Source organism: Rhizobium johnstonii 3841, from assembly GCF_000009265.1.
Lineage (GTDB): Bacteria > Pseudomonadota > Alphaproteobacteria > Rhizobiales > Rhizobiaceae > Rhizobium > Rhizobium acaciae.
Window position 1 is genome coordinate 2,950,730 of the sequence record NC_008380.1, and the last position, 23,826, is coordinate 2,974,555.

Sequence of the window (23,826 nt, forward strand, 5' to 3'; positions counted from 1 at the left end):
TCTTGCAGGATCAATCCGCCGACTGGCAGGAATACAGGTCGTAGAACCGGAACTCCGGAAGCGCGCCACGATCGAGCGGCCGTGCCGGGGTAAAGGCGATGCGGCGGCTCTCGCCGGCCGCAAGATCGAAGGCGTTGTCGGAATATTTGCCGTCGGTCTCGGTTTCGATCATCACGAAAAGCGCAAGTCCCTTCGCGGTGACGTTGATGTCGACCGAGCCATTCTCCTCGACATATTCGTGGGTGACTGTCAGCCCCGCGGGTTCCAGCTCCAGCGCCTTGTAGGTACCGTTGACATGGTGCCCCTCGCCGCCCGTGCCGTTCGACGCGGTGAAACGCCAGGCAAGCAACGTTCCCTCGGGAATATCGGAAACGTCGATGCTCGTGGCAGTGACGGCCGCATCCGGCGAACATATGGCCTGTACGTCTCTCAGGTGCCGGCGTTCGCCCTGCATCGTCAGCAGCGAGATCGAAAGGTCGACGCTGACATCGGCAAGCGTGTCGTTGACCAGCGAGAAGCGAATCGTCTTTCCGTCGTCGGAAGGAATGGCCGCGACCGCGACCGGCTGGAAGAAGCGCTTGACGAGATAGTGCATCGCCTTCCAGCGGCCGCCATAGTCGAGGCTCGACCAGGAGGCGACCGGCCAGGTGTCGTTGAGCTGCCAGTAGATCGTGCCCATGCAATGGGGTTTGAGCGACCGCCAGTATTCCACCGCCGTCTTGATCGCCAGCCCCTGTTGGATCTGGGAGAGATAGACGAAGTTCGGGAAATCCTTGGGGAATCGGAAATAACGGAACATCGTGCCGGCGATGCGCTCGTTGCCGCCGGCATTCTTCTGGTGCAGCTCCATGACCGGGGAAGCGACGTTCATGTCTTTCGCCTCGGCATAGGTCTTGATCACAGGCAGCGACGTATAGGACTGGAAGCCGAATTCCGAGCAGAAGCGCGGACGCACCGAGCGGTAATTGTCGAACGACTTGTTCTCGTGCCAGACCGACCAGTAATGCATGTCGCCGGACCCGTCCGCATGCCAGGCATCGCCGAAATCGAGATAGCCGGAGGCCGGGCTCGACGGCCACCAGACCGCGCCGGGCAGCGCCTTTTTCACTGCCTGCTCGATCGTGCGGTTGAGGCGATCATAAGAGACGAGATAGCGGTCGCGATCCTTCCGCGATTCCTCGAACCAGGTGAGCGCTCCGACCAGTTCATTGTCGCCGCACCAGAGCACGATCGAGGCATGCGAGGAGAGCCGGCGCACCTGGTAGTCGACCTCGATCGTCACATTGTCGAGAAAGTCCTCGGTCGACGGATAGAGGTTGCAGGCAAACATGAAGTCCTGCCAGACCATAAGGCCCAGCCGGTCGCAGAGATCGTAGAAATGATCCTGCTCATAGAAGCCGCCGCCCCAGACACGGATCATGTTCATGTTGGCGGCTTTGGCCGATTGCAGCAGGTCTTCGGTCTTCTCAGGTGAAGACAGCGAAAACAGCGCGTCGGCCGGGATCCAGTTGGCGCCGCGGCAAAAGATCTCGCGGCCGTTGACCTTGAAGGCAAAGCGGCTGCCGGCCGCATCCGGCGTGGTGATCAGCTCGATGGTGCGAAGACCGATCTGCTTGGTCACCTCATCCGTCGGCAATTCGACGGAAAGCCTGTAGAGCGCCTGCTCGCCGCTGCCGGAGGGCCACCAGAGGCGCGGATTGTCGATATGGAAGAGATGGTTGACATGGGTCTCGCCATTGACGCCGACATCCAGGCGCACGCGCTCGCCATCGAGGTCGAAATAGACCTGGGCAATGTCTGGCCCCTTGGAAAACAGCGTCGCCGTCACTTTGAGGTCGACCGAACCGTCATTATTGTGGGTCTGGCGGGTGACGACGTGTTCGATGCGCGCCGTTTCGAGCTTTTTCAGCGCGATCGTTCCGTAAAGACCGAGCGGGGCAATGGCGATGTTCCAGTCCCAGCCGAAATGGCATTGCGGCTTGCGCAGCATGTTGCCGTCGGGGATCGGTGAGTTGCCCGTGCTGTAGGGAATGTAGAAGGGCTGCTGCTTCTGTCGCGCGGCACCGACAGCGATGTTGGAGGCAAAGACGATGCGGATGCTGTTATCGCCTGATTTCAGCATGCTGGAGACATCGGGCCGGTAGCGGCGGAAGCTGTTGTCGGCTTCGAGCGCCAGAAAGCCGTTGACGTGGACGCTGGCAACCGTGTCGAGATAATCGATATCGAGATACCAGTCGCCCTCGACCTCCTGAAGCGCGAAGCTGCGCTCGACCGCCCATTCGCGCTCGGCGACCCACTGCACCTTTTCCTCGTTGCGGCCGAAATAGGGATCGGGGATCAATCCTGCCCGGTGCAGAGCCGTGTGCACGTCGCCCGGCAGCATGATCGCGGTGCGGATCTCGCCGTCGACGGAGGCGAGCTGCCACGAACCGGAAAGGTCGATGTTGAAACCGTTCTTCGGCAAGGATGTCATAGTCGTATCCTGATCGGACCGCTCGTGGGGATTGCCGGACAAGCCGGACCGCGGCCGAATTTGGCTGGCCTGATGGCCGATTGGAGATAGGGCGGCGCCATTTCGGCCCCGCCCGCAGAACCTTCTAGAGACGCAGCTCGCTTTCGGCGTCGAAGACCGAGGCGACCGTCATGTCGAAGCTGAGCTTCACCTTGGCTCCGACGTTGAAGCGGCGTGCGCCGTTGACACGTACCGACATCGTGTGACCGGCATGTTTCAGCCACAGCAGATTGTCCGCGCCCATCGGCTCCTCGATATCGACGGTGGCGTCATGTTCTTCGCCGCCGGTATTCTCGTTGACCTTGATGTGTTCTGGACGAACGCCGAGCACCACCTTGCGCCCGGGCTGCAGCGTCTCGCTGGCGTCGTAGGCAGCCAGCGAGAAAATGACGCCGTTGGCCAAAAAGGCAATGCCGTCGCCCGATTTGACCAGCTCGCCGTGCAGGAAATTCATCGACGGCGAGCCGATGAAGCCGGCGACGAACAGATTGCGCGGCCTGTTGTAGATTGTCGTCGGATCGTCGAGCTGCTGGATGATGCCGCTCTTCATGATGGCGATGCGGTCGGCAAGCGTCAGCGCCTCGATCTGGTCGTGGGTGACGTAGATCATCGTGTTCTTCAGCGACTGGTGCAGGCGCTTGATCTCGACGCGCAGCTCCGAGCGGAGTTTGGCGTCGAGGTTGGACAGCGGCTCGTCGAACAAGAAGACGTCGACGTCGCGCACCAGCGCCCGGCCGATCGCCACGCGCTGGCGCTGGCCGCCGGAAAGCTCGGCCGGTTTGCGTTTCAGCAGCGGCTGAATCTGCAGGATTTCGGAGGCGCGCGCCACGCGCTTGTCGATTTCTGCCTGCGGCACCTTGGCGACGCGAAGACCGAAGGACAGGTTCTTCTCGACGGTCATCTGCGGATAGAGCGCGTAGGACTGGAACACCATGCCGATGCCGCGGTCCTTCGGTTCTTCCCAGGTAACGTTCTTGCCCTTGATGAAGATCTGTCCTTCCGAGGCATCGAGCAGGCCGGCGATGCAATTCAGCAAGGTCGACTTGCCGCAGCCGGACGAGCCGAGCAGTACGAGGAATTCGCCGTCGTTGATGTCGAGGTTGAGGTCCTTGAGTACGCTCACCGCACCGAAGTTCAGGGACAGATCCTTGATGGAGACGCTTGCATTCATATTCATGAGATCAACCCTTCACTGCGCCGGCGGCGATGCCGCGGACGAAAAGCCGCCCCGACACGAAGTAGACGATGAGCGGTACCAGACCCGTCAGGATCGTGGCCGCCATGTTGACGTTGTATTCCTTCACGCCCTGGACAGAATTGACGATGTTGTTGAGCTGCACGGTCATCGGATAGGTATCCGGCCGGGTGAAAACCACGCCGAACAGGAAGTCGTTCCAGATGCCGGTCACCTGCAGGATCATCGCGACCACGAAGATCGGCAGCGACATCGGCAGCATGATCCGCAGGAAGATCTGCCAGAAGCCCGCCCCGTCGACACGCGCCGCCTTGAACAACTCCTCCGGCAGCGACACGAAATAGTTTCGGAAGAGCAGCGTCAGGATCGGCATGCCGAAGATGGAATGCACGATGACGAGGCCGGTCAGCGTGCCGTAGATGCCGATTTCGCGCAGGATGATGACGATCGGATAGATCATTACCTGATAGGGAATGAATGCGCCGATGATGAGGATCGAGAAGAAAAGCTCGGATCCCCTGAAGCGCCAGTTTGCCAGCGCATAGCCGTTCACCGAGGCGATTGCGATCGAGATGATCACCGACGGCACCGTGATGCGCACCGAATTCCAGAAGCCGCGCGACAGGCCATCGCAGTTAAGCCCGGTGCAGGCCTGTGCCCAGGCCTTCACCCAGGGTTCGAAGGTGATCTCCATGGGCGGCGAAAAGATGTTGCCGAGACGGATTTCCGGCATACCCTTCAGCGACGTCACGACCATCACATAGAGCGGCAACAGATAGTAGAGCGCTGCGATGATCAGTGTGCCATAGAGCATGATGTTGCGCGCCGACAGCGCCGGGCGTGGCCGGGGGCCGCTGGGGCCTTCGCCGAGTTTCGGCGCGACGGCGTCGATGCCGGCAGTAACGGTGTTGAGAGTTCCTGTATTAGCCACGCTTGCGCCCTCCGCCGAATTCCAGATAGGCCCACGGAACGATAATGATCGCGACTGTGACGAGCATCATGGTCGAGGCAGCAAAGCCCTGCCCCAGGTTCTGCGCCTGGAACATGTAGTCGTAGACATATTTCGCCGGCACTTCCGAGGAGATGCCCGGTCCGCCCGATGTCTGCGCGACCACGAGGTCGTAGACCTTGACGATGCCGGAGGCGATGATGACGATCGTCGTGATAAAGACCGGCCGCATCATCGGGATCACGATGAAGAGATATGTCCTCCACATCGGAATGCCGTCCACGCGCGCCGCTTTCCAGATATCCTCGTCGATCCCACGCAGGCCGGCGAGCATCAGGCACATGACGAGACCCGTTCCCTGCCAGAGCGCCGCGATCAGAATGCCGTAGATGACGATTTCAGGCGTATAGAGCGGATTGAAGGTGAAACTCGTCCACCCGATCGAGCGCACCACCGCCTGAATGCCGAAATCGGGATTCAGAACCCATTGCCAGACGAGGCCCGTCACGATGAAGGACAGCGCGAAGGGATAGAGAAAGATGGTGCGGAAGGTGTTTTCGAAGCGGATTTTCTGGTCCATCAGCGCGGCAAGCATGAAACCGATGACCAGGCTGAAAATCAGCGAGAGGATGCCGTAGACAGCCAGATTCTCGATCGCCGTCACCCATCGCGGCGCAGCCCAGAGGCGCTCGTACTGATCGAAGCCGACAAAGCTCAACCGCGGAAGGAGCTTGGAATTGGTGAAGGAATAAAAGACCGTCCACAACGTCCCGCCGACAAAGATCACCAGCGCCGTCAGGATCATCGGAATGGACGCAATCTTGGCATTCAGATTGCGCAGTAACTTATTTGGCCGGCCTGCTCGCGCTTGACCCGTCATGAATACTTCTCCTCAAATCGCAACTGCGACCAGTGACAGATCAGCGAGGCGCCGCCTGTCGTCTCCACCTCCGAAACCTGCTGAAGATGCCGGAGAGTCTCGCCGCGACCATCACCGATCGTCCGGTAGGATCCGGCCCCCATGGGAGCCGGATCGCAAGGGCGGCGAATCTGCTGATCAGTCAGCAGAAGCGATGATCCCGGCAAAACGCTTCTGAGCGTCTTCCGGCGTCATCGATGGGTTGGCGAAGAATTCCGAGAAGAGGTCTTCCTTCTGCTTCTGGCTGTCGGCCGAAAGCAGCTGGTCGGTGCCTTGGATCACGTTGCCCTTCTGAAGGATTTCGAGACCCTTCTTCATGCAATCGTTGGCGGCAGCGAGATCGACGTCACCGCGAACCGGCAGCGAACCCTTCTTCAGGTTGAAGGCAACCTGGGTCTTGGGATCGAGCAGGGTCTTGGCAAGCACCCCCTGCGCCTTGGACTTTTCTTCGTCCTTCAGCAGCGGGAAGTAGAAGGCGTCGCCACCCGTCGAGATGATCTCGTTCACGCCGAGGCCCGGCAGGCAGGTATAGTCCGTGCCGGCCTTCTGACCGGCCAGCGCGAACTCGCCCTGCGCCCAGTCGCCCATGATCTGGCCGCCGGCCTTGCCCGTGATGACAAGGTTGGTGGCCTGGTTCCAATCCTGGACGTTGCTGCCTTTGGCCATGCGCCGAGCATCGTCGGCCGCCTTGAACACCTTGGCGATTTCAGGACCGGCAGCGACTTCCGCATCCTTGTCCTTGAAGACCTTGTTGAAGGTATCCTTGCCGGCAACCGCAACCATCAGCACGTCGAAGGCGCCTGTCGCCTGCCACGGCTGACCGCCGACGGCGAGCGGAATGATGCCGGCCTTTTCGAGAGCCGGAGCCGCAGCGACGAACTCGTCCCAATTCTTCGGAACTTCGACGCCGGCCTTCTTGAAGGCGGCGTTCGAAAGCCACAACCACTGCCAGGAGTGGATGTTGACGGGAGCGCAGTAGATCTTGCCGTCGATGGTGCAGGAATCGAGCAGGCTCGACGGACGAATGATATCCTTCCACTTCTCGGCGGTCGCCACGTCGGTTAGATCGCGCATCAGGCCGGCCTGGACGAGTTCCTCGGCCTGGCGTCCATGGTTGAACTGGGTTGCGCCCATCGGGTCGCCGCCGGTGATGCGGCTGATCATGATCGGGCGAGCAGTGCCGCCGGAACCGGCGATCGCGCCGTCGACCCAGTGGTTGCCGGTGGCGTCGAACGCCTTAGCCAGTTCGGCGACGGCTGCGGCTTCGCCGCCGGACGTCCACCAATGCGTGACTTCGAGATCGGTGGCGTTGGCGGCGCCGAACGGAAGCGCGACCGAAGCGGCAAGCACGGCCGCCATTATACGGATTTTCATGAGTTCTCCTCCCTCACTGAAACGTTGCCGGAAAAACTTAGATCAATCGATTTCTCCACGCAACTGCCCGCAGGCAAATTTTTCCGTGATAACCGGAATTGCTACTTCTGCCTGTTTACATCAGGAGCGCTGCATCCCCTTGAAACGATACCAGGCCGGGCGTTCTCGCACATGCGTTTCTACTTTATCAATTTGAATTTGCGTAATAATTTTGCATAAGAAATTTAGCCTTCCAATTCAGTCTCTTCGCAATCGCAATAAAACAGAGCACGGATTGCCGATTCAACCTATACGTACAATGTTGCAATGCACACAACAAAAAGCGCTCGACATTTCTACTGTATCGTTACAGATTGCATTCTTCAGGGAGGTGCGATTTTGGCATGCGGCGGGCTTACGACGCTGGAAAAAGCCTCTATAAGCGACACCAATTCGCGCAGGACGGCCTAAAGGGATGGAAAACAAGGGAAATTTCGGGAACGCGGCATCGACGCCGGCAGCGCGCGAGCGCCCGACGTTGAAGACGATCGCCTTCATGACGGGCCTTGGCGTGACGACGGTGTCGCGCGCGCTGAAGGATGCGCCGGATATCGGGGCCGAAACCAAGGAGCGCGTGCGCATGGTCGCCCGCCAGCTCGGCTACCAGCCGAACAGGGCGGGTGTGCGCCTCCGTACCGGCAAGACCAACGTCATCGCCCTCGTCCTCAGCATCGACGAGGAGATCATGGGCTTCTCGAGCCAGATGGTTTTCGGCATCTCCGAGGTGCTATCCGGCACGCCCTATCATATCGTCATCACGCCGCATTCGCACAGCAAGGACCCGATGCTGCCGGTGCGCTATATCCTTGATACCGGCTCGGCCGACGGCGTCATCATCTCACGCATCGAGCCGGACGATCCGCGCGTAAGGCTGCTGAGCGAGCGCGGCATGCCCTTTGCCACGCATGGACGCACCGATGCGGGTCTCACGCATCCCTTCCACGATTTCGACAACGAGGCCTTCGCCCATAAGGCGGTGGAAAAGCTGGTCAAGCGCGGCCGGCGCCGCATCGCCCTGCTGCAGCCGCCGAGCAAGCTCACTTACTACGCCCATATCCGCATCGGCTTCCAGACCGGCCTGCATGATTACGGTGCCGAGGAAGTGCCGCTGCGCATCAACACCGACGCCCCGCTCGCCGACATCCGCGACGTCGTCGAGGTGATGATGCGCTCGGCCAACGCGCCGGATGGCATCGTCTGTTCAGCCGGCAGTGCCGCAATCGCCGTCAATGCCGGCATCGAAGCCGCCGGCAAGGCGCTCGGCCGCGATCTCGACATGGTCTCCAAACAATCGGTACCGATCCTGAACTGGATCCGCCCCGAGATCATCACCGCCCAGGAGGACGTCCGCCACGCCGGCCGCGAAATGGCCAAGGCCGTCATCGCCCGCATCGACGGCGTCGAACCGGAGTTGTTGCAGAGCGTAAGCCAGCCGACCTGGCCGGAGAGCGGCAGGTAGGCGGTCGGTTGAGGGAATGGATCGTCGGGCTCAAATCCCCGACGATCAGCTTTGGATCATCACAGGTCTTCGACGACGAAATTCACCAGTCGCCCCGGGACCAGAACTTCCTTGACCACCGTTTTGCCGTCGAGCAAGGCCATGACGGAAGGTTCGGATCGCGCCGCTGCAAGCAGCGCCTCGCCGAGATCGGCGGCGGCTTCGAAGCGGTGGCGAACCTTGCCGTTGATCTGCACGACATATTCGCGGGTCTCCATCTCGATCAGTGCAGGATCGAAGGTGGGCCAGGAAACCCATGTCAGTGTTTCCCCGTGACCAAGCTTGCTCCATAACTCCTCCGCGATGTGAGGCGCAAAGGGTGCGAGCAACAGCACGAATGTCTCCACCACTTCGCGCGGACGCGCTGCTTCCGCCGTCAGTGCGTTGGCCAGTTCCATCAGCCGGGAAACCGCGGTATTGAACCGAATTGCTTCGATATCCGCCGTCACGGTCTTCACCGTCTGGTGTCGCAAGCGCAGAAGCTGCGGGCTGGGGGCCGCCTCCAGCACTACTGGAGACAATCCGTCGCTCTCGTCGCAGACAATGCGCCAGGCACGCTCCAGAAACCGACGCACGCCGATCACGCCAGCGGTCTGCCAGGGTTTTGCCGCGTCCAGAGGTCCCATGAACATCTCGTACAGGCGCAAGGCGTCGGCCCCGAACTGATGGACAACATCGTCGGGATTAACAACGTTCAGCTGCGACTTCGACATCTTCTCGACGGCGCGCTGCACTTCGACCGACCCAGCGAACCATCTGCCTTCCTCTTCGACGACGGACGACGGCGCGTAATACCGGCCCGCCGCATCGCGGTAGGAATGAGCAAGGATCATGCCTTGGTTGAACAGCCGCTGGAACGGCTCTTCCGTCGAAACGACGCCGATGTCGTAGAGCACCTTATGCCAGAAGCGGGCATAGAGCAGATGCAGGACCGCGTGCTCGGCGCCGCCGACATAGAGATCGACCGGCATCCAATAGCGCTCGGCCTCGCGCCCGACGGGTTCGCTGGTATTCTCCGGATCGAGGAATCTGAGATAATACCAGCAGGAGCCCGCCCATTGCGGCATCGTGTTGGTCTCCCGCCTAGCCGGAATGTCGGTGCCTGGCACGATCGTTTCGACCCAGGCCTGCGCACGGGCAAGCGGCGGTTCGCCATCCGGCGTCGGAGCGTAGTCGTCCAGTTCAGGCGGCAGCAGCGGCAGGCATTCCTCAGGCAGCGGCATCACCGAGCCATCAGCCAGATGCAGCACCGGGATCGGCTCACCCCAGTAGCGCTGGCGGGAAAATAGCCAGTCGCGCAGGCGGTACATGACCTTCGGCCAGCCCGTGCCGTTCGCCTGCAGCCAGGCGACGATGGCGGATCTCGCCTCTGGTGAGCCCAGGCCACTCAGGAAGCCGGAGTTGACCATCGCCCCCTCGCCCTCATAAGCCCCCTTTTCGATATCGGCCTCGCTGTCGATCACGCGAATGATCGGCAGCTCGTGCGAATGGGCAAAAGCGTAGTCTCGCGCGTCATGAGCCGGCACCGCCATCAGGGCGCCGGTGCCGTAGCCAGCCAGCACGTAATCGGCCACCCAAACCGGCAGCCGGGCTCCGTTGGCAGGGTTGATCGCATAGGCGCCGGTGAAGACGCCCGTCTTCTCGCGCCCGGCATCGGCCCGCACCGTCTCTTCCAATCCTTCGGCCTCGGCAATATAGGCGGCCACCGCCTCGCTCATTTCCGGCTCGACGATGGCGGCAACTGCAGGATGCTCCGGCGCGAGCAGGATATAGCTTGCTCCGAACAGGGTCTCGGGGCGCGTCGTGAAAACGGTGATGACGCCTTTGCCGTGCTCGAGCGGAAACCGGATTTCGGCGCCCTCGGAGCGTCCGATCCAGTTGCGCTGCATGGCTTTCAAGTTTTCGGGCCAGTCGAGGCCGTCCAGTCCCTGCAGCAGCCGATCGGCATAGGCCGTGATGCGCAGCATCCACTGGCGCATCCTGCGGCGAATGACGGGATCACCGGTCTCGACATAACGCCCGTCCTTGACCTCCTCGTCGGCAAGCACTGCGTTCTGTGCCGGGCACCAGTTGACCGCGACCTCGGCTTGATAGGCGAGGCCATTCTCGAACAGCTTCAGGAAGATCCACTGCGTCCAGCGCACATAGGCGGGGTCGGTCGTGGCAAACTCGCGGCTCCAGTCATAGGAGAAACCCAACCTCTGCACCTGCCCGCGAAACGTCTCGATATTGCGCTTCGTCGTGATATCGGGATGCACACCAGTCCGCATCGCGTGGCGCTCCGCCGGCAGGCCGAAACTGTCCCATCCCATCGGATGCAGGACGTTGAAGCCGCGCATGCGTTTGTAGCGGCACATTATATCAGTGGCCGTATAGCCGAGAGGATGGCCGACATGCAGGCCCGCACCGGAAGGATATGGGAACATGTCGAGTGCGTAGAATTTCGGTCTGGCCGGATCGATTTCCACTCGGAAGATATGGTGGCCAGCCCAATAGGCTTGCCACTTCGGTTCGATCTTTGTGGGATCATAAGGCATGCATTACTCCTGGCGCCGGCCGGCTTTGCGGCGGCGTGTCCTGAAAAATGGAGGCGTTCTTTGGTTCAGGAGCAGCTACGGCTGCCGGTGCTCCGGTGACGTCCGGCAGCCGCGGCTAAGTCGAAACGCGCGCGGAGTTGCGGCGCAGGACGTCTGCGCTACGCTCCGGACGAAAAAAGCGCGATGTGGCTTTGATCTGGTGTTCATGGGCGGTGGCTCAAGGCAAATAAGGAGAAAGCAAGCGACAGTGTTAACCGGCTCCGATCAGGAGGCCGTGGTGGTAAGTCGTGCGTCGCGTGCGCGAACGCCTGCTGCTTGAGTTGCCATAATCATGAACCAAGAGTGCCCGATATGATCGCTTCTGCCAAGAGTGCATTCGCGCGAAATCAGGATCTGTTCAAATCCCGCGGCGCGCTCTTTACCAACTGATCGAGTACCGCGGCGACCTTCGGGTTACGCACCTCGCCGCGCCGGGTAATCGCATGGATGCTCCGGTAGGTGGATGGCGCCAGCGGCTTGACGGTCAGGCCTTCGCCAAAATCTCGAAGCGCCAGTCCGGGCATCACCGAAATCGAGCAACCGGCTTCGACAAGTGCGAAAACCACTTCGAAACTGTCGCTGAAGCCGTTGATGACGGGCTCGAAACCGATGTCGCGGCAGGCCTGGCGGATAGCCATGGAATAGGCGCCGGAGGCGACGTCGAGCGCCCAATGTTCATCCCTCAGCTGTGCGAGTTCGATGACGGACTCGCTCTCCAGCCTGTGGCCAGCGGGCAGAAGCACGAAGAGCTGGTCGCGGCAGAGGAACAGCGTGTCGGCCGTGCCCTCCAGCGTATGCGGATCGAACGATATGTCATCGGCAACGACGATATCGGCCTGCCAGGCCCGGAGTGCCGCCACGCCTTCGGCAGGTCCCATCGTCGTCATGACGATGTCGAGATGCGGATGGTCGATCGCCAGTTGCCGTATTGCGGCGGGGATGAAGGAGGAGGCCGCCGAGGGTTGGGCGGCGATCCTGAGGTCACCGGCGACGATGTTCTGCAGTTCGGCAATATCGGTTTTGGCCTCCTCGACGATGCCGAATATCCGGTCGGCATGCAGGACGAGCCGCTGGCCGGCCGGTGTCAGCATCACGCCTCGCCCGCGCCGCTCCACGAGCGCAATGCCGACTTCGTCCTCCAGTTGGGCGATCTGCTGGGAAACGGCGGACGAGGAAATGCCGAGCGCGTCGGCGACCGCCGCCATCGTCTCGCGGCGCGAGAGCTCGCGAAGCGTGCGCAATCGGAAGAAATCCAAGCCCGTTTCTCCGGTTGATCAATCGGCCATAATTTCTAACCTATATGCTTATTTTAATTAAGTGGACCTGAAGAAAACTGCACCTTAGCCTTGGATTCGCAAGCGGGGCATCGGTTCGAAAAAAGCCAAGATTGCCCGCCATCTCATGAGACGAGTCACGGGGGATATCGACAGGATGCAGCAGAGCGGCGTGCCCTATTTCAGCCAATGGGAAACACCCTGCATGACACTGCCGGTGCTTGCAGAGGGATCGCAGGCTCTGCTCAGCGATCCGCTCTGGCGCCATTCGGGAGCCACGACGATCGAGGAATATGCGCGCTGGGCGGTCAATGTCTGCGGCATGGCCTGCCTGAAGATGATCCTTGCTGCCCGCGGCGAGATCCATCCGACCCTCGAGCTTGCCCGCGCCTGCACCGCCTATGGCGGTTATGTCGTCAACGAGATCGATGCCTCGATCAAAGGGCTGGTCTACGCGCCCTTCGTCCGCTTCGCCGCCGACCGTTTCGGGCTTAGCGCGGAGACGATGACCGGCGTCGAGACATCGGCCATTCCCGAGCTTCTGTCGAAACGCCGGTTCTTCATCGCCTCGGTGAACTCGGGCATCCGCTGGCCGGAGCGCGAGCCGCCGTCGAAAGGTGGACACCTGGTGCTGGTGACGGCAGCCTGCGGCGAGACAATCCGCTTTCACAACCCGTCCGGTCATGACGAAGCGAGCCAGGCCGATGTGACGCTGCCGCTCGCCATCTTCGACCGATTCTTTGCCAATCGCGGCATATCGGTCGACGCCTAACCCTTTTCAACACCAGATCGTTTTGGAGACTTTCATGACCCCATCCCCAAACAGGCTGCGCATTGCCGTGCTCTTCGGCGGCCGCTCGGCCGAGCACGACGTTTCCGTGCTCTCGGCAACCAATGTCATGGGCGCGCTCAAACCCGAAAAATACGACGCCGTCCCTGTTTTCATCACCCGCGAGGGGCAATGGCTGCTGAGCAGTTTCGAGGACGGTATACTGGCGACGCCATCATCAGGCACGGAAATCTGCCTCGTGCCGGGCGGACGGGGCCGGATGCTGGCGATCCCAGCTCATGGCGCGCCGCATGACCTAGCAAAGGTCGACATTCTGTTTCCTGTCCTCCACGGCCAGTATGGCGAGGACGGATCAGTGCAGGGCGCTGCGGAGGTGGCCCGCGTTCCACTCGCCGGTTGCGGCATCCTCGGCTCCGCCGCTGCGCTCGACAAGGACATCGCCAAACGCCTGCTGAGGGCGGCGGGCCTGCCGGTGGCGCGCGCGGTGACGATCCATGAGGGTGCCGTCCCTTCACTGGCAGCCTTGGAAGGTGAGCTCGGCCTGCCGCTCTTCATCAAGCCTGCGCGCCAGGGATCGTCGGTCGGTGTCGCCAAGGTCCATGCCAGCCAGGAAGTCGCGCCTGCCCTTGCTGAGGCCTTCCGCCACGACCGCACACTGCTCGCCGAGGAATTCGTGCGCGGCCGTGAGATCGAATTCAGCGTGCTGGAGGATGCGGCAGGAGAACTCTTCGTCTCCCGGCCGGGCGAGATCGTGCCGGCGGAAAGCCACGGTTTCTATAGCTACGATGCCAAATATATCGACGAGAAAGGTGCGGCGCTGAAAGTGCCGGCCGAACTGCCGCAGGAGGTCGAGACCGCCATGCGCGACGTCGCCGCAAAAGCCTTCAGGGCCGTCGGCTGCGATGGCATGGCCCGCATCGACTTCTTCCTGACGGATGACATGCAATTCCTCGTCAATGAAATCAACACCATCCCCGGCTTCACCGATATCAGCATGTATTCCAAGGCGATGGCGGCAAGCGGCGTTACCTACGCCGAAATCATCGACCGTCTGGTGGACCACGGCATGGCGCGCGCCCGACGGGCCGACTGAGACGGGAGCTTGATCATGAACAGGTCGGTCTTGATTTCGGGATGTTCCGGCGGCGGAAAATCGACACTGCTTGCGGAACTTGCCGCCCGCGGTCATGCCGTCGTCGAAGAGCCCGGCCGGCGGATCGTCAGCCAAGAAGCCGAAGGCGACGGCGCAGCCCTGCCCTGGGTCAACATGGCGGCCTTTGCCCGCCGCGCAATCGAGATGGCGATCACCGATCACGCGGCGGCGCCTGAGCAGTCCGGCTGGACGTTTTTCGACCGTGGGCTGATCGATGCGGCGGCAGCGCTCCAACACCTCACCGGAGAACCGATCCTGGAAAAATTGAGCGTCGCCCACCGCTATCACCAGAGGGTTTTTCTCACCCCGCCATGGCCCGAAATCTACACGACCGACCCCGAGCGGCGCCATGGCTTCGACGAGGCGGTCGCCGAATATGATCGACTTGCCGCCATCTATCCGATGCTCGGTTACGACGTCTTCATGCTGCCGAAAATCTCGGTCGCCGACCGGGCGGATTTCATCCTCGACTGCCTCTCTCGGGAAACGAGGCAGCAGTAGATGAGATCGTCAGCGCCTGCGAAAAACGCACCACTGGAACGACTGCCGGCCACCGCCGGGTGTCGTGTGTTCCTCACGCCAGTCACGCTGAAGCGCGAAGGTGGACGAGAATTCGGTCGCAAGCGCCACCGCGTCGTAACGCTGGACCGGCAAGCCGCTGCACCGTTCCGGCCCGTCCGGCGCGAAGGTCGCGATGATCACGACGCTGCCCGGCGCCGTGCCGGTTTCGAGTGCGCGACGATAGGCCAGCCGCTGCTCCGGTTCGGTGAGGAAGTGAAAAACGGCGCGGTCGTGCCACACGTCGTAATGGCGGTCGGGCAGCCATGAAGTGACGTCGGCAACCACCCAGGCGATCCGGGCTGCTTCCTCCCGCAGTCGCGCCTTGGTGACCTCGAGCGCTGGCGCGGCGATGTCGAGGACGGTGAGGTCGGACCACCCGCGCTCGACAAGACGGTCGACAAGGCTCGATGCGCCGCCGCCCACATCGATCAGCGAGGCCGTGGCCGGCAGTTGCAACTCGTCAAGCGCCCGCAAGGAAGGGCCGGGCGTCGGCTGATACCAGCTGACGCTGTCGGCAGATTTCGTGCGGTAGACCTCGTCCCAGTGTTCCCGCTTCTCGCCTGTCATCTGATATCCCCATCTCTTGCAGTGCCCGATATCCTCCAGCGCCGAGCGTCTTTTCAGACGCGCAAATGACACGGTAGCGCTTTCAAGTATGCAGTAGCTGATCAACATGTAGGGACTGAGACGTCTGCAACCAATCGCAGTGCGCCCAAGACCATGTTCCGCGTTTCAGGAAGCGAGGTGCCGATAAACGAGATCGGCAGGATCCGTTCGGGGTGCTGCGGGATCGAGACGCGCGCCAAGCCGCTCCGCAACGGCAACGGATGCGGCATAGCCAGGAGCGATATAGCTGACGAGCGATGGCAATTTGAGCGTCGCGGAGGCCCAGTTGCGCAGCGCGAGCGCCGCTTCGGTCGCATAGCCTCTGCCCTCGTATCCCTCGTAGACGAACCAGCCCAGTTCCTTTTCCGGAAAAAGCGGCCCGTGATTGATCCCCACCTGACCGACGCATTCGCCGGTTTCGCCAAGCTCGATCATCAGCGCTCCGTGCCCGAAAAGCTGCCACAGAGCCACGTCGTGACAGAACATCCCCCATGCAGCACGCAGATCGAACGGGCCACCCATTCCGACGGATCGCGGCGAGGCCATGATCTCAGCATAAGCGACGAAATCGTCGATATCAGGCATGCGGAGCCTAAGACGGTCGGTTCGAATGGTCATCGCGCCCGCTTCGGACATGTCGTCGCCTTCTCTGTCAGGTTGGGTTTGGAGTTTCGGCCGTTGAACGAAATATTCTAGCTTTCAAATGCCGGGGCGAATTGCAACATCCCGCTTGGCGGAGATCCGCGAAAAACAATCCTCTGCACGAGCCGAGTATCGAGGTCGAGATACTTCAACTGTCCATCGCTGCTGAAACCGACACGGCTGTAGATCTCGGGATTGCCGATCAGGGCGCATCCGCTGGCGCCCATCTCTTTCAACAATTCGAGACCCCGTGCAATCATCGCCTTGCCGATGCCCTGCCGCTGTCTCTCCGGCTTGACCGATATCGGCCCCAGCCCGAACCAGCCCTCATGCGCGCCGTCGATCGTCACCGGCGAAAACGCCACATGTCCGAGAATCTCGCCGCCCTGCTCGGCCACCAGCGATATCTTGAGATCGCCCGCCGCGCGAAGTCTTCGGACAATCTCCGCTTCCGTACCGTCACTGTAGGGCATCGGCTTGAAGGCGGTCGAGGTCAGATCATGGATCGCATCGATATCATCAGGCGTTTCGTCTCGGATAAGCATCTCTGTCAATTCCTCAAGCGCGATAGCTCACAGGTGCTATGCAGGGAAAGTCGAAGACCAGCAAGCCGGGCTCCTCCAGCGGCAGTTGCGTCACGACCTGCCCTTCCGGGTTCAGCACCGCCGTCGGGCCCCAGGCAATGCGCCCGTCGCGCTCGCCTGTCACGTCGGATGATATCAGCCACAGGCCTGTCTCGCGGCATCTTTCACCGCGAACGGCATTATGCAGTTGCTTGAATATTTCCGCCTTCTCCCGTGGCATCATGTTGTTGGACAGGCATAAGATCGCCGATGCGCCAGACGCAGCAACCTTTGCGGCTGCCTCCGGAAAATTGGTGTCGTAGCAGATGTTGATCCCGAAGCGCAGGGCACCGATCGCAAAGAGCGGACTGTCCTTTCCTGCCTCGAAAGCCCGTTCGCCGGGCAGCAGGTGGGTTTTCCGGTAGCGACCGAGGAGAACGCCGCGCTCGACGACGACGGCGGTGTTGAACAATCGCCCGTCATCGATCTCGATCAGCCCCATGACCAGCACCGGTCCCGACTTCGGCAACCGATCCAGGACCGCCGCGAACTCGGCCGATGCGAGATCGAGGGCAACACGCCGCGCCGATGGTTCATCGGTCAGGTAGCCCTGCAGAAAACCTTCTGGAAAGACCAGCAGGGCCACGCCATCAGCCTCGGCGAGCGCCGCGGCCCTAACCGCATAATCCAATGCCGCCTCAACATTCTCCCGAAATTCCGGCGTCTGCGCGGCGGCTATCCGAATGCTCGTCACTTAGACCTCCGGGTTCTCGGCCGCAGCATCTCAGCAAAAGGCCCGGCACTGTGGCCGGGCCTCTTCTTGAAAAATCTGTAAACCTCAGAAGGTCGAGGCACCGCTACCCCAGGGGCCGTGGTGGAAATCCTTGCCATCAAGGCGGTCGAAGCCGTGGGCGCCGAAGAAGTCGCGCTGTGCCTGGATGAGGTTTGCCGTTCCCCTGCCCTGGCGATAGGCGTCGAAATAGGTCAGCGCCGAGGTCAGCGCCGGAACCGGCAGACCAGCGGCAATCGCGGCGCCGACGACGCGGCGCAGCGCCGGGATCGATTCCTTGACCATGTCGGAGAAAGCCGGAGTGACGATCAGGTTGGCAGCGTCAGGCGCCTTGGTGAAGGCCGAGGTGATCTCGTCGAGGAATTGCGAGCGGATGATGCAGCCGGCGCGCCAGATCCTGGCGATGGTCGGCATCGGCAGCGACCAGTTGAACTCGCGCGATGCTTCCGCCATCACCGCGAAGCCCTGCGCATAGGCGCCGATCTTGGCGGCGAAAAGCGCCAGCTCCAGATCCTTGTTGAGCTCGGGGCCATAAGCGATCGGGAAGGACACGGCCTGGGTGCCGAAGATCTTCTCGGCGGCTTCGCGCTGCGATTTCATCGAGGAGAGGCTGCGGGCGGCGACCGCGGCTTCGATCGCCGTTGCGGGAATGCCCATGTTCTGCGCCTCGATCGCCGACCACTTGCCGGTGCCCTTCTGGCCGGCCTTGTCGAGGATCATGTCGACCATCGGCCCGCCGGAAACCGGATCGGTTGCGGCAAGCACCTTCTCGGAGATTTCGATCAGGTAGGAGTTCAGCCGGCCCTTGTTCCATTCGCCGAAGATGCCGGAGATTTCGGAGGCACTCTTGCCGAGGCCGTCGCGCAGGATGCCGTAGATTTCGGCAATCATCTGCATGTCGGCATATTCGATGCCGTTGTGGATGGTCTTGACGAAATGGCCGGCGCCGTCATTCCCGAGCCAGGCGACGCAGGGCTCGTCATTGTAACGGGCGGCAATCGAGGTCAGCACCTTCTCGACTCGCTTCCAGGACTCTTCGGTGCCGCCGACCATGATCGACGGGCCGTGGCGCGCACCTTCTTCGCCGCCGGAAACACCCATGCCGATGAAGGTCAGATCGGTATTCTTCAGCCGGTCGAAGCGGGCGACGGTGTCGCGGAAATTGGCGTTGCCGGCATCGATCATGATGTCGCCCTTGGAGAGATGCGGGCGCAGCAGCTCCATCTGCTGGTCGACGGGCTCGCCCGCCTTGATCATGATGACGATCGGGCGCGGCGGCCGGATCGCATCGACAAACTCTTCGATGGTCTTGCAGGGAATGATCTGCTTCTTCAGATCGCCGGCGCTTTCGTAGAATTCGTCGGTTTTCTCCGGCGTGCGGTTGAAGACCGCGATTTTATTGCCTTTCTCCGCGATGTTGAGCGCCAGGTTGGAGCCCATGACCGCAAGGCCGATCAGTCCGATTTCTGCCTTTTCCACGACAAACCTCCGATGTGTCATTTGGACCGGTGTTGTGGCACTGTCTCGGTCAAACGGCAAGTCTCGCAAGGGTCTAATCGGTTCGCAAAAGCCAATGAAATGAGGCTTGCAATATCCCCGCTTGTCCGACAACCCACCAGATGCCGCTTTAATCCGAAGCCGCAAGTTTTTCGCGCGCCCTGCCCGTAATGCCCTATCTCATGTTATTATCAGTGCCTCGGGAGATATCGCATTGGCATCGGGAAAACGAAAAGAGACGGCTCTCCTGGCGGCCCGCGCCGGCCGCTACCGCGAATATGCACCGCCGCCGCCGCTGCGACGCCATTTCAGCCGCCTCTGGTCGCACGCGCTTCACAACGGACCGCCGGCAATGCTGGCGATCGTGCCGGACGGCTATTGCGATCTCCTCTGGATCGACGGCCGGCTGGTCGTCGCAGGCCCCGACAGGACGGCGGCCTTTCCCGTCATCCAACCGGGCGCGACCGTCATCGGCGCACGTTTTGCGCCCGGCGCTGCAGCACCCTGGCTGAAGACGCCGCTCTCGGCGCTGGTCGGCTGCTCGGTGCCCCTTGCCGACATCGGTCGGAAGGACACCGCCGAATTCGAAGCGCGGCTTGCGGATTGTCCCGACCTCTCGGCCACGATGGCGCTGCTTGGCCGCCTGCTCGAAGAGGCCGCGCGCGATGCGGAGGAGCCCGCCCGCGACGCCGCCATGATCTTCGCCGCCGCCGACGGCGGCCGCCCAGCATCCGGCCTGCTCGACCGGCTCGGCATGAGCGAAAGGCAGCTGCGCCGTCGTTGCCACCATCATTTCGGCTATGGCGCAAAGACGCTGGAACGGATCCGCCGATTCCAGCGTTTCCTCGACCTCTGCCGCAAGTCGGGCACGATGCCGCTTGCCCGCCTTGCGCTCGAAGCGGGCTTTGCCGACCAGCCCCACATGACGCGGGAGGCCGGTGAGCTGTCCACGCTGACGCCCGCCGTCATTCTCGATCAGCTCGGCATGCGGAAAAGAGCCGACTGACCGTTTTGTTCAAGACGCTGCCGGCCGGTCCGTTATTCTGACGAAACCAAATGACAGGGACCTGCAAGCCATGACGACAATGCCCGCGAAAATCATCCACCGGTCGATCGAGCGCGATTGGCGCGACGTCTATGAATTCGCCGGCAAGCCGGAGAACATGCCGCTCTGGGCCTCCGGCCTTGCGAGCGGGCTCGATCCTGACGGTGCCGACTGGATCGCCGATGGCGCTCTTGGAAGAATCAGGGTGAGCTTCGTGCCTGCCAATGAATTCGGCGTGATCGACCATACGGTGACGATCGAATCCGGCCTCAGGGTCTATAATGCCCTGCGCATCGTACCGAACGGCGATGGCTGCGAGGTCATGTTCACGCTGCTGCGTCTGCCCGGCATGACCGACGCGCAGTTTTCCGCCGATGCCGCCCATGTCGAGAAGGATCTCGCCATGCTGAAAGCCCTGATGGAGAGATAGATGGCCGAGAAGACAGAAAACCAAGACCGCCGTATCGACTATGTCGAATTCAACGTCGCCGACATCGCTGCCGCCAAAGCCTTTTACGGCTCGGCCTTCGGCTGGCGCTTCACCGATTACGGCCCCAATTATTGCGAATTCGACGACGGCCGGCTGAAGGGCGGCTTTACCGATTTCGGACCGGTGCGGCCGGGCGGCGGCCCGCTGGTCGTCGTCTATGCCAGTGATCTGGAAGACGTGCTGACCTCAGTCGAAAGAGCCGGCGGCACGATCTGCCGGCCGATCACCGATTTTCCTGGAGGCCGCCGCTTTCATTTCCTCGACCGCGATGGCTACGAGCTCGCCGTCTGGGCGGCTGCTTAGCCAGACTACCCAAGGCAGCGATTGATCAGGCAGCACGACTGCATAATTCCTTAGATCGGAACGCGCTGTAGGCTGCCGACCGGGATCAAGCAGCCTGCGACAGCCGATCGAGATCCTCCATGACGAGCAGGGCGCCGATCACCGTGCCACCCGCATCGCGCAGCGGCGACATGCGACAGCGCACCTGCCGCGACCCGCCGCTGCCGGCCGAGCGCTCATAGGTATAGTCGATCTGGTCGCCGGCAAAACAGGCGTCGAGCTTATGTTTGGCGCATTCGGCAAACCGCTCCTCGCCGATGAATTCGGAAAGATGGCGGCCGATGAGCTCCATCGGCTTCCTGTTGAGATGGGCGCTGTTGGCTGGATTGGAATAAAGGTAGCGATAGTCCCTGGTCAGCACCGCCACGCGATCCGGCAGGCTTTCAAGGATTACCGCGTTGAGGAACTGTCCATTGTCGGTATCCGGCACATAGGCTGGCGGCGGCTCGATGCGCACATCCTGCGGCGAAGGCACGCGCCAGTCCGGCCCATGCGCCCCGAAATAGCGGTCGAGCAGATAGGAGAGCACCGACGTGTGCTCCGTGACGCTGGCGCTGTCGTCGGCATCCTGGCTGATCAGGTGGCTCACGAACTGCAGCTGCATATAGACTTCAAGCAGGTTGGTTGCCCGGCAGGCGAGGATTGCCTCGACCAGCGGCTCGACATTGCGGTCGAGCGCCGTGACGCGCTGGTCGTCGCCCAGGCGTATGGCGTCCTCGATTTGCACGCAACGTAAAGAAAAAGCTCGAAAAAGCTCCAGCAAGACGCCTCCCACTCCCATTGTCCCAAGAGACGAGTCCGAAACCTCACATGGCTGCATTTCCCAAAAATGCGCTTTCCGGTAGACATTATTCGCGTCCTGGTGGTGACGGATAACATGAAGTGCCCTCAGTTTCAATCCAAGCACACTTGCCGCTTTTTACCGCTGATAAATGAGGGTGGACGTTCTTGGAGCATGATGCCGAAAGTGTGAGCGGTTCTCGGGCGACATCGGGGTCTAATTATTTTCTGATCCTGATCTAAGGCGCGAGCGTCTGCTTGATCTGCCAACGGTCGTGATACCAGAGCCACTGTTCCGGATATTCCCGCACCCAGCTTTCCACCTTGTCGTTGAGCAGCTGGGCGGCGGCCGGCAGGTCGAGATTACCTGCGGCGTCGCGCGGCATATTCAGCCGCGGCTCGATTTCCAGCCGGTAGCGATTTCCGGGCAGACGGATGCAGCGCGCCGGATAGACCTCGCAGCCGAACTGGCGCACCAGCTTCGGCAGCAGAGGATTTGTCTTGACCTCGCGTCCGAAGAAGGTGCCCTTAAGCCCCTTGCGGAATTTCTGGTCGACCAGCACGCCCACCCCCTGGCCTGCTTCCAACTGACGGGCGAGCGCGAAGGACGAGCCTGCATGCGAGGGCACCAGCTTGCCCATGCGGGCGCTCCGGAAGTCGAACACCTTCTTGGCGACATAAGGATTATTCGGCGGCCGAAAGAGCACGGTGACGGTGAGCCCGAAGGCGGCGCCTGCAACCGGCAGGAGTTCGAAATTGGCGGTATGGCCGGTAAAGACGATGAAGGGGCGCGGATTGTCACGCAGGTCGAGGAAGATCGGGACGCCCGACACCTCCACCCTGCCCGGCTCCGACTTTTCGGGATCGTAGTCGAACAGTTGGTCCAGGAAGACGTATTCGGCAGCAAGTCGGCCCATATTGCCCCAGCTGGCGAGCGCGATCTCCTCGATCTCGGCCTCGCTCTTCTGAGGGAAGGCATTGCGCAGATTGGTCAGCATCAGTCTGTGGCGGCTGGTCAGCCGGCCGATGCGGCGCATCATCCTGTCGGCGAAGCGGATCGCGCCATCGGCCGGAAACAGCTTCAGGAAATTCAGGAAGCCGAACATCACCTGCGCCACCAGCCATTGCTGGAAATTCCTGAGCGCCAGAACGATCCGGGTGATGAACAGTTTCACGCGGTCAATCCATCTTCAGGATGATCTTGCCGAAGATCTGGCGCGATTCCATCCGCTCCAGCGCCCGGTCGATATCGCTGAAGCTGACCTCGGTATCGATGACGGGATGGACGAGCCCGCGGCCCATCTTCTGCATCGCATCCGCCATGTTCTCCATGCGGCAGCCGAAGGAGCCGAATAGCTTCAGTTGCTGCTGGAACAGCATCATCAGGTTCATCTCTGTGGAAACACCCGAGGTCGAGCCGCAGGTGACGAGGCGTCCGCCACGCTTCATGCAGAGCATCGAGCCCGCCCATGTGTCCTTGCCGACATGTTCGAAGACGACGTCGACGCCCTTCTTCTTGGTGAGTTTGCGCACCACCCCCTCGAAACGGTCGGTGCGGTAGTTGATGACGTGATCGGCGCCGAGCGCCTTGGCCTTCTCGATCTTGTCGTCCGAACCGACTGTCGTGATGACGGTGCAGCCGATCTTCTTGGCGAGCTGGATCGCAGCCGTGCCGATGCCGGAGCCGCCGGCATGGACGAGGATCGTTTCACCCGGCTCAAGCTTGGCATTGTCGAACAGCATATGCTCGACCGTGCCGAAGGTGACCGGAGCAAGCGCCGCGCCGATCGCGTCGACGCCGGGAGGGGCCGGCACCAGCAGGCGCGCCGGCAGGTTGACCTTCTCCTGCGCAAAGCCGTCGAGATGGAAGCCGTGCACGCCGGAGACATGTTCGCAGAGATTGTCGCGGCCTTCGCGGCAGGGACGGCAGAGGCCGCAGGTGCGCGCGCCGTAGATCGCGACCAGCTGACCGGGCAGCACGTTCGCCACACCTGGTCCGATCGCCTCGACGACACCGGAGGCTTCCGCACCGATGACCAGCGGCATCTTGCGCTTGGCGAATGCCATGCCGCGCCAGCCCCAGACGTCGATATGGTTCAGCGCGACCGCCTTGACGCGCAGCGTTACCTCGCCGGCGGCAGGCGCATCCGGTTCCGGCAGATCGGTGATCTCAAGTTTGCGGTCGTCGATCAGTTGCAAAGCGCGCATGGCAAAATCCCTCGCCCTGAAGG

General features: G+C 61.7%; 22 protein-coding genes. 7 read left to right on the forward strand and 15 right to left on the reverse strand.

The window, feature by feature from the left end:
* Positions 1 to 10: 10 nt before the first annotated feature.
* The 5 genes from RL_RS14420 to RL_RS14440 all read right to left on the reverse strand — a co-directional run bounded on the left by RL_RS14420 (position 11) and on the right by RL_RS14440 (position 6,949).
* A complete protein-coding gene (locus RL_RS14420) occupies positions 11 to 2,473 on the reverse strand; it encodes a beta-mannosidase (RefSeq protein WP_011652321.1) in 2,463 nt (820 codons plus the stop codon).
* Positions 2,474 to 2,597: 124 nt separating this feature from the next.
* A complete protein-coding gene (locus tag RL_RS14425) occupies positions 2,598 to 3,689 on the reverse strand; it encodes an ABC transporter ATP-binding protein (protein WP_003540428.1) in 1,092 nt (363 codons plus the stop codon).
* Positions 3,690 to 3,693: 4 nt separating this feature from the next.
* Complete coding sequence (locus tag RL_RS14430; protein WP_011652322.1) at positions 3,694 to 4,638, reverse strand: carbohydrate ABC transporter permease; 945 nt, start codon at positions 4,636 to 4,638, stop codon at positions 3,694 to 3,696.
* Positions 4,631 to 5,536, reverse strand: a complete 906-nt coding sequence (locus tag RL_RS14435) for a carbohydrate ABC transporter permease (protein ID WP_003540432.1) — start codon at positions 5,534 to 5,536, stop codon at positions 4,631 to 4,633. Before RL_RS14435 ends, RL_RS14430 begins: the two co-directional genes overlap by 8 nt.
* Positions 5,537 to 5,713: 177 nt before the next feature.
* Complete coding sequence (locus RL_RS14440) at positions 5,714 to 6,949, reverse strand: ABC transporter substrate-binding protein (RefSeq protein ID WP_011652323.1); 1,236 nt, start codon at positions 6,947 to 6,949, stop codon at positions 5,714 to 5,716.
* A gap of 454 nt (positions 6,950 to 7,403) precedes the next feature.
* Between RL_RS14440 and RL_RS14445 the strand changes: the two genes are divergently transcribed.
* Positions 7,404 to 8,447, forward strand: a complete 1,044-nt coding sequence (locus RL_RS14445; protein WP_011652324.1) for a LacI family transcriptional regulator — start codon at positions 7,404 to 7,406, stop codon at positions 8,445 to 8,447.
* Positions 8,448 to 8,506: 59 nt separating this feature from the next.
* Here the strand turns inward: RL_RS14445 and leuS are convergent, their stop codons facing one another.
* Together leuS and RL_RS14455 are read right to left on the reverse strand one after the other, a co-directional pair.
* A complete protein-coding gene (gene leuS / locus RL_RS14450; protein WP_011652325.1) occupies positions 8,507 to 11,023 on the reverse strand; it encodes a leucine--tRNA ligase in 2,517 nt (838 codons plus the stop codon).
* 386 nt (positions 11,024 to 11,409) lie between these two features.
* A complete protein-coding gene (locus tag RL_RS14455) occupies positions 11,410 to 12,318 on the reverse strand; it encodes a LysR family transcriptional regulator (protein WP_011652326.1) in 909 nt (302 codons plus the stop codon).
* 175 nt (positions 12,319 to 12,493) lie between these two features.
* Here RL_RS14455 and RL_RS14460 point away from each other — a divergent pair, with 175 nt between their 5' ends.
* From RL_RS14460 to RL_RS14470, 3 genes are read left to right on the forward strand one after another with little or no spacing between them, the layout of a single operon-like run.
* Positions 12,494 to 13,108 (forward strand): C39 family peptidase, encoded by a 615-nt coding sequence (locus RL_RS14460; RefSeq protein ID WP_041936353.1) that lies wholly within the window; start codon positions 12,494 to 12,496, stop codon positions 13,106 to 13,108.
* A 34-nt stretch (positions 13,109 to 13,142) separates the two neighbouring features.
* Positions 13,143 to 14,219, forward strand: a complete 1,077-nt coding sequence (locus tag RL_RS14465) for a D-alanine--D-alanine ligase family protein (RefSeq protein WP_011652328.1) — start codon at positions 13,143 to 13,145, stop codon at positions 14,217 to 14,219.
* A gap of 15 nt (positions 14,220 to 14,234) precedes the next feature.
* On the forward strand, positions 14,235 to 14,780 hold the full coding sequence (locus tag RL_RS14470; RefSeq protein ID WP_011652329.1) for an AAA family ATPase: 546 nt from the start codon (positions 14,235 to 14,237) through the stop codon (positions 14,778 to 14,780).
* Positions 14,781 to 14,789: 9 nt separating this feature from the next.
* Here RL_RS14470 and RL_RS14475 read toward each other — a convergent pair whose 3' ends face one another.
* From RL_RS14475 to gndA, 5 genes are all read right to left on the reverse strand, one after another.
* The gene (locus RL_RS14475) at positions 14,790 to 15,407 is read right to left on the reverse strand and encodes a class I SAM-dependent methyltransferase (protein WP_041936354.1); all 618 of its coding nucleotides are present in this window, start codon (positions 15,405 to 15,407) and stop codon (positions 14,790 to 14,792) included.
* 165 nt (positions 15,408 to 15,572) lie between these two features.
* Entirely contained in the window at positions 15,573 to 16,082 is a 510-nt protein-coding gene (locus tag RL_RS14480; protein ID WP_011652331.1) for a GNAT family N-acetyltransferase, read from the reverse strand.
* A 56-nt stretch (positions 16,083 to 16,138) separates the two neighbouring features.
* Positions 16,139 to 16,633 (reverse strand): GNAT family N-acetyltransferase, encoded by a 495-nt coding sequence (locus tag RL_RS14485; RefSeq protein WP_011652332.1) that lies wholly within the window; start codon positions 16,631 to 16,633, stop codon positions 16,139 to 16,141.
* A 13-nt stretch (positions 16,634 to 16,646) separates the two neighbouring features.
* Positions 16,647 to 17,405, reverse strand: coding sequence for a carbon-nitrogen hydrolase family protein (locus RL_RS14490; RefSeq protein ID WP_011652333.1), 759 nt, complete (start codon positions 17,403 to 17,405; stop codon positions 16,647 to 16,649).
* An 84-nt stretch (positions 17,406 to 17,489) separates the two neighbouring features.
* Positions 17,490 to 18,941, reverse strand: a complete 1,452-nt coding sequence (gndA, locus tag RL_RS14495; RefSeq protein ID WP_011652334.1) for an NADP-dependent phosphogluconate dehydrogenase — start codon at positions 18,939 to 18,941, stop codon at positions 17,490 to 17,492.
* Positions 18,942 to 19,152: 211 nt separating this feature from the next.
* Here gndA and RL_RS14500 point away from each other — a divergent pair, with 211 nt between their 5' ends.
* The 3 genes from RL_RS14500 to RL_RS14510 all read left to right on the forward strand — a co-directional run bounded on the left by RL_RS14500 (position 19,153) and on the right by RL_RS14510 (position 20,776).
* The gene (locus RL_RS14500) at positions 19,153 to 19,944 is read left to right on the forward strand and encodes a helix-turn-helix domain-containing protein (RefSeq protein ID WP_011652335.1); all 792 of its coding nucleotides are present in this window, start codon (positions 19,153 to 19,155) and stop codon (positions 19,942 to 19,944) included.
* Positions 19,945 to 20,014: 70 nt separating this feature from the next.
* Positions 20,015 to 20,413 carry a polyketide cyclase gene (locus RL_RS14505; protein WP_011652336.1) on the forward strand — a complete coding sequence of 133 codons (399 nt, stop codon included), beginning with the start codon at positions 20,015 to 20,017 and terminating at the stop codon, positions 20,411 to 20,413.
* Positions 20,414 to 20,776 carry a VOC family protein gene (locus RL_RS14510; RefSeq protein ID WP_011652337.1) on the forward strand — a complete coding sequence of 121 codons (363 nt, stop codon included), beginning with the start codon at positions 20,414 to 20,416 and terminating at the stop codon, positions 20,774 to 20,776. It abuts the gene before it with no gap.
* Positions 20,777 to 20,861: 85 nt separating this feature from the next.
* Here RL_RS14510 and RL_RS14515 read toward each other — a convergent pair whose 3' ends face one another.
* The 3 genes from RL_RS14515 to RL_RS14525 all read right to left on the reverse strand — a co-directional run bounded on the left by RL_RS14515 (position 20,862) and on the right by RL_RS14525 (position 23,803).
* Positions 20,862 to 21,578 carry a PAS domain-containing protein gene (locus RL_RS14515; protein ID WP_028741148.1) on the reverse strand — a complete coding sequence of 239 codons (717 nt, stop codon included), beginning with the start codon at positions 21,576 to 21,578 and terminating at the stop codon, positions 20,862 to 20,864.
* A 256-nt stretch (positions 21,579 to 21,834) separates the two neighbouring features.
* Positions 21,835 to 22,770 carry a lipid A biosynthesis lauroyl acyltransferase gene (locus RL_RS14520; protein WP_011652339.1) on the reverse strand — a complete coding sequence of 312 codons (936 nt, stop codon included), beginning with the start codon at positions 22,768 to 22,770 and terminating at the stop codon, positions 21,835 to 21,837.
* 4 nt (positions 22,771 to 22,774) lie between these two features.
* Positions 22,775 to 23,803 (reverse strand): zinc-binding dehydrogenase, encoded by a 1,029-nt coding sequence (locus RL_RS14525; protein ID WP_011652340.1) that lies wholly within the window; start codon positions 23,801 to 23,803, stop codon positions 22,775 to 22,777.
* Positions 23,804 to 23,826: the final 23 nt, after the last annotated feature.

Excerpts from the sequence above, each read along its gene's own strand:
- RL_RS14420 (WP_011652321.1), bottom strand. The coding sequence starts at position 2,473 with ATGACATCCTTGCCGAAGAACGGTTTCAACATCGACCTTTCCGGTTCG.
- RL_RS14425 (WP_003540428.1), bottom strand. The coding sequence starts at position 3,689 with ATGAATATGAATGCAAGCGTCTCCATCAAGGATCTGTCCCTGAACTTC.
- RL_RS14435 (WP_003540432.1), bottom strand. The coding sequence starts at position 5,536 with ATGACGGGTCAAGCGCGAGCAGGCCGGCCAAATAAGTTACTGCGCAAT.
- RL_RS14440 (WP_011652323.1), bottom strand. The coding sequence starts at position 6,949 with ATGAAAATCCGTATAATGGCGGCCGTGCTTGCCGCTTCGGTCGCGCTT.
- RL_RS14445 (WP_011652324.1), top strand. The coding sequence starts at position 7,404 with ATGGAAAACAAGGGAAATTTCGGGAACGCGGCATCGACGCCGGCAGCG.
- leuS (WP_011652325.1), bottom strand. The coding sequence starts at position 11,023 with ATGCCTTATGATCCCACAAAGATCGAACCGAAGTGGCAAGCCTATTGG.
- RL_RS14460 (WP_041936353.1), top strand. The coding sequence starts at position 12,494 with ATGCAGCAGAGCGGCGTGCCCTATTTCAGCCAATGGGAAACACCCTGC.
- RL_RS14465 (WP_011652328.1), top strand. The coding sequence starts at position 13,143 with ATGACCCCATCCCCAAACAGGCTGCGCATTGCCGTGCTCTTCGGCGGC.
- RL_RS14470 (WP_011652329.1), top strand. The coding sequence starts at position 14,235 with ATGAACAGGTCGGTCTTGATTTCGGGATGTTCCGGCGGCGGAAAATCG.
- RL_RS14475 (WP_041936354.1), bottom strand. The coding sequence starts at position 15,407 with ATGACAGGCGAGAAGCGGGAACACTGGGACGAGGTCTACCGCACGAAA.
- RL_RS14480 (WP_011652331.1), bottom strand. The coding sequence starts at position 16,082 with ATGTCCGAAGCGGGCGCGATGACCATTCGAACCGACCGTCTTAGGCTC.
- RL_RS14485 (WP_011652332.1), bottom strand. The coding sequence starts at position 16,633 with ATGCTTATCCGAGACGAAACGCCTGATGATATCGATGCGATCCATGAT.
- gndA (WP_011652334.1), bottom strand. The coding sequence starts at position 18,941 with ATGACACATCGGAGGTTTGTCGTGGAAAAGGCAGAAATCGGACTGATC.
- RL_RS14505 (WP_011652336.1), top strand. The coding sequence starts at position 20,015 with ATGACGACAATGCCCGCGAAAATCATCCACCGGTCGATCGAGCGCGAT.
- RL_RS14510 (WP_011652337.1), top strand. The coding sequence starts at position 20,414 with ATGGCCGAGAAGACAGAAAACCAAGACCGCCGTATCGACTATGTCGAA.
- RL_RS14525 (WP_011652340.1), bottom strand. The coding sequence starts at position 23,803 with ATGCGCGCTTTGCAACTGATCGACGACCGCAAACTTGAGATCACCGAT.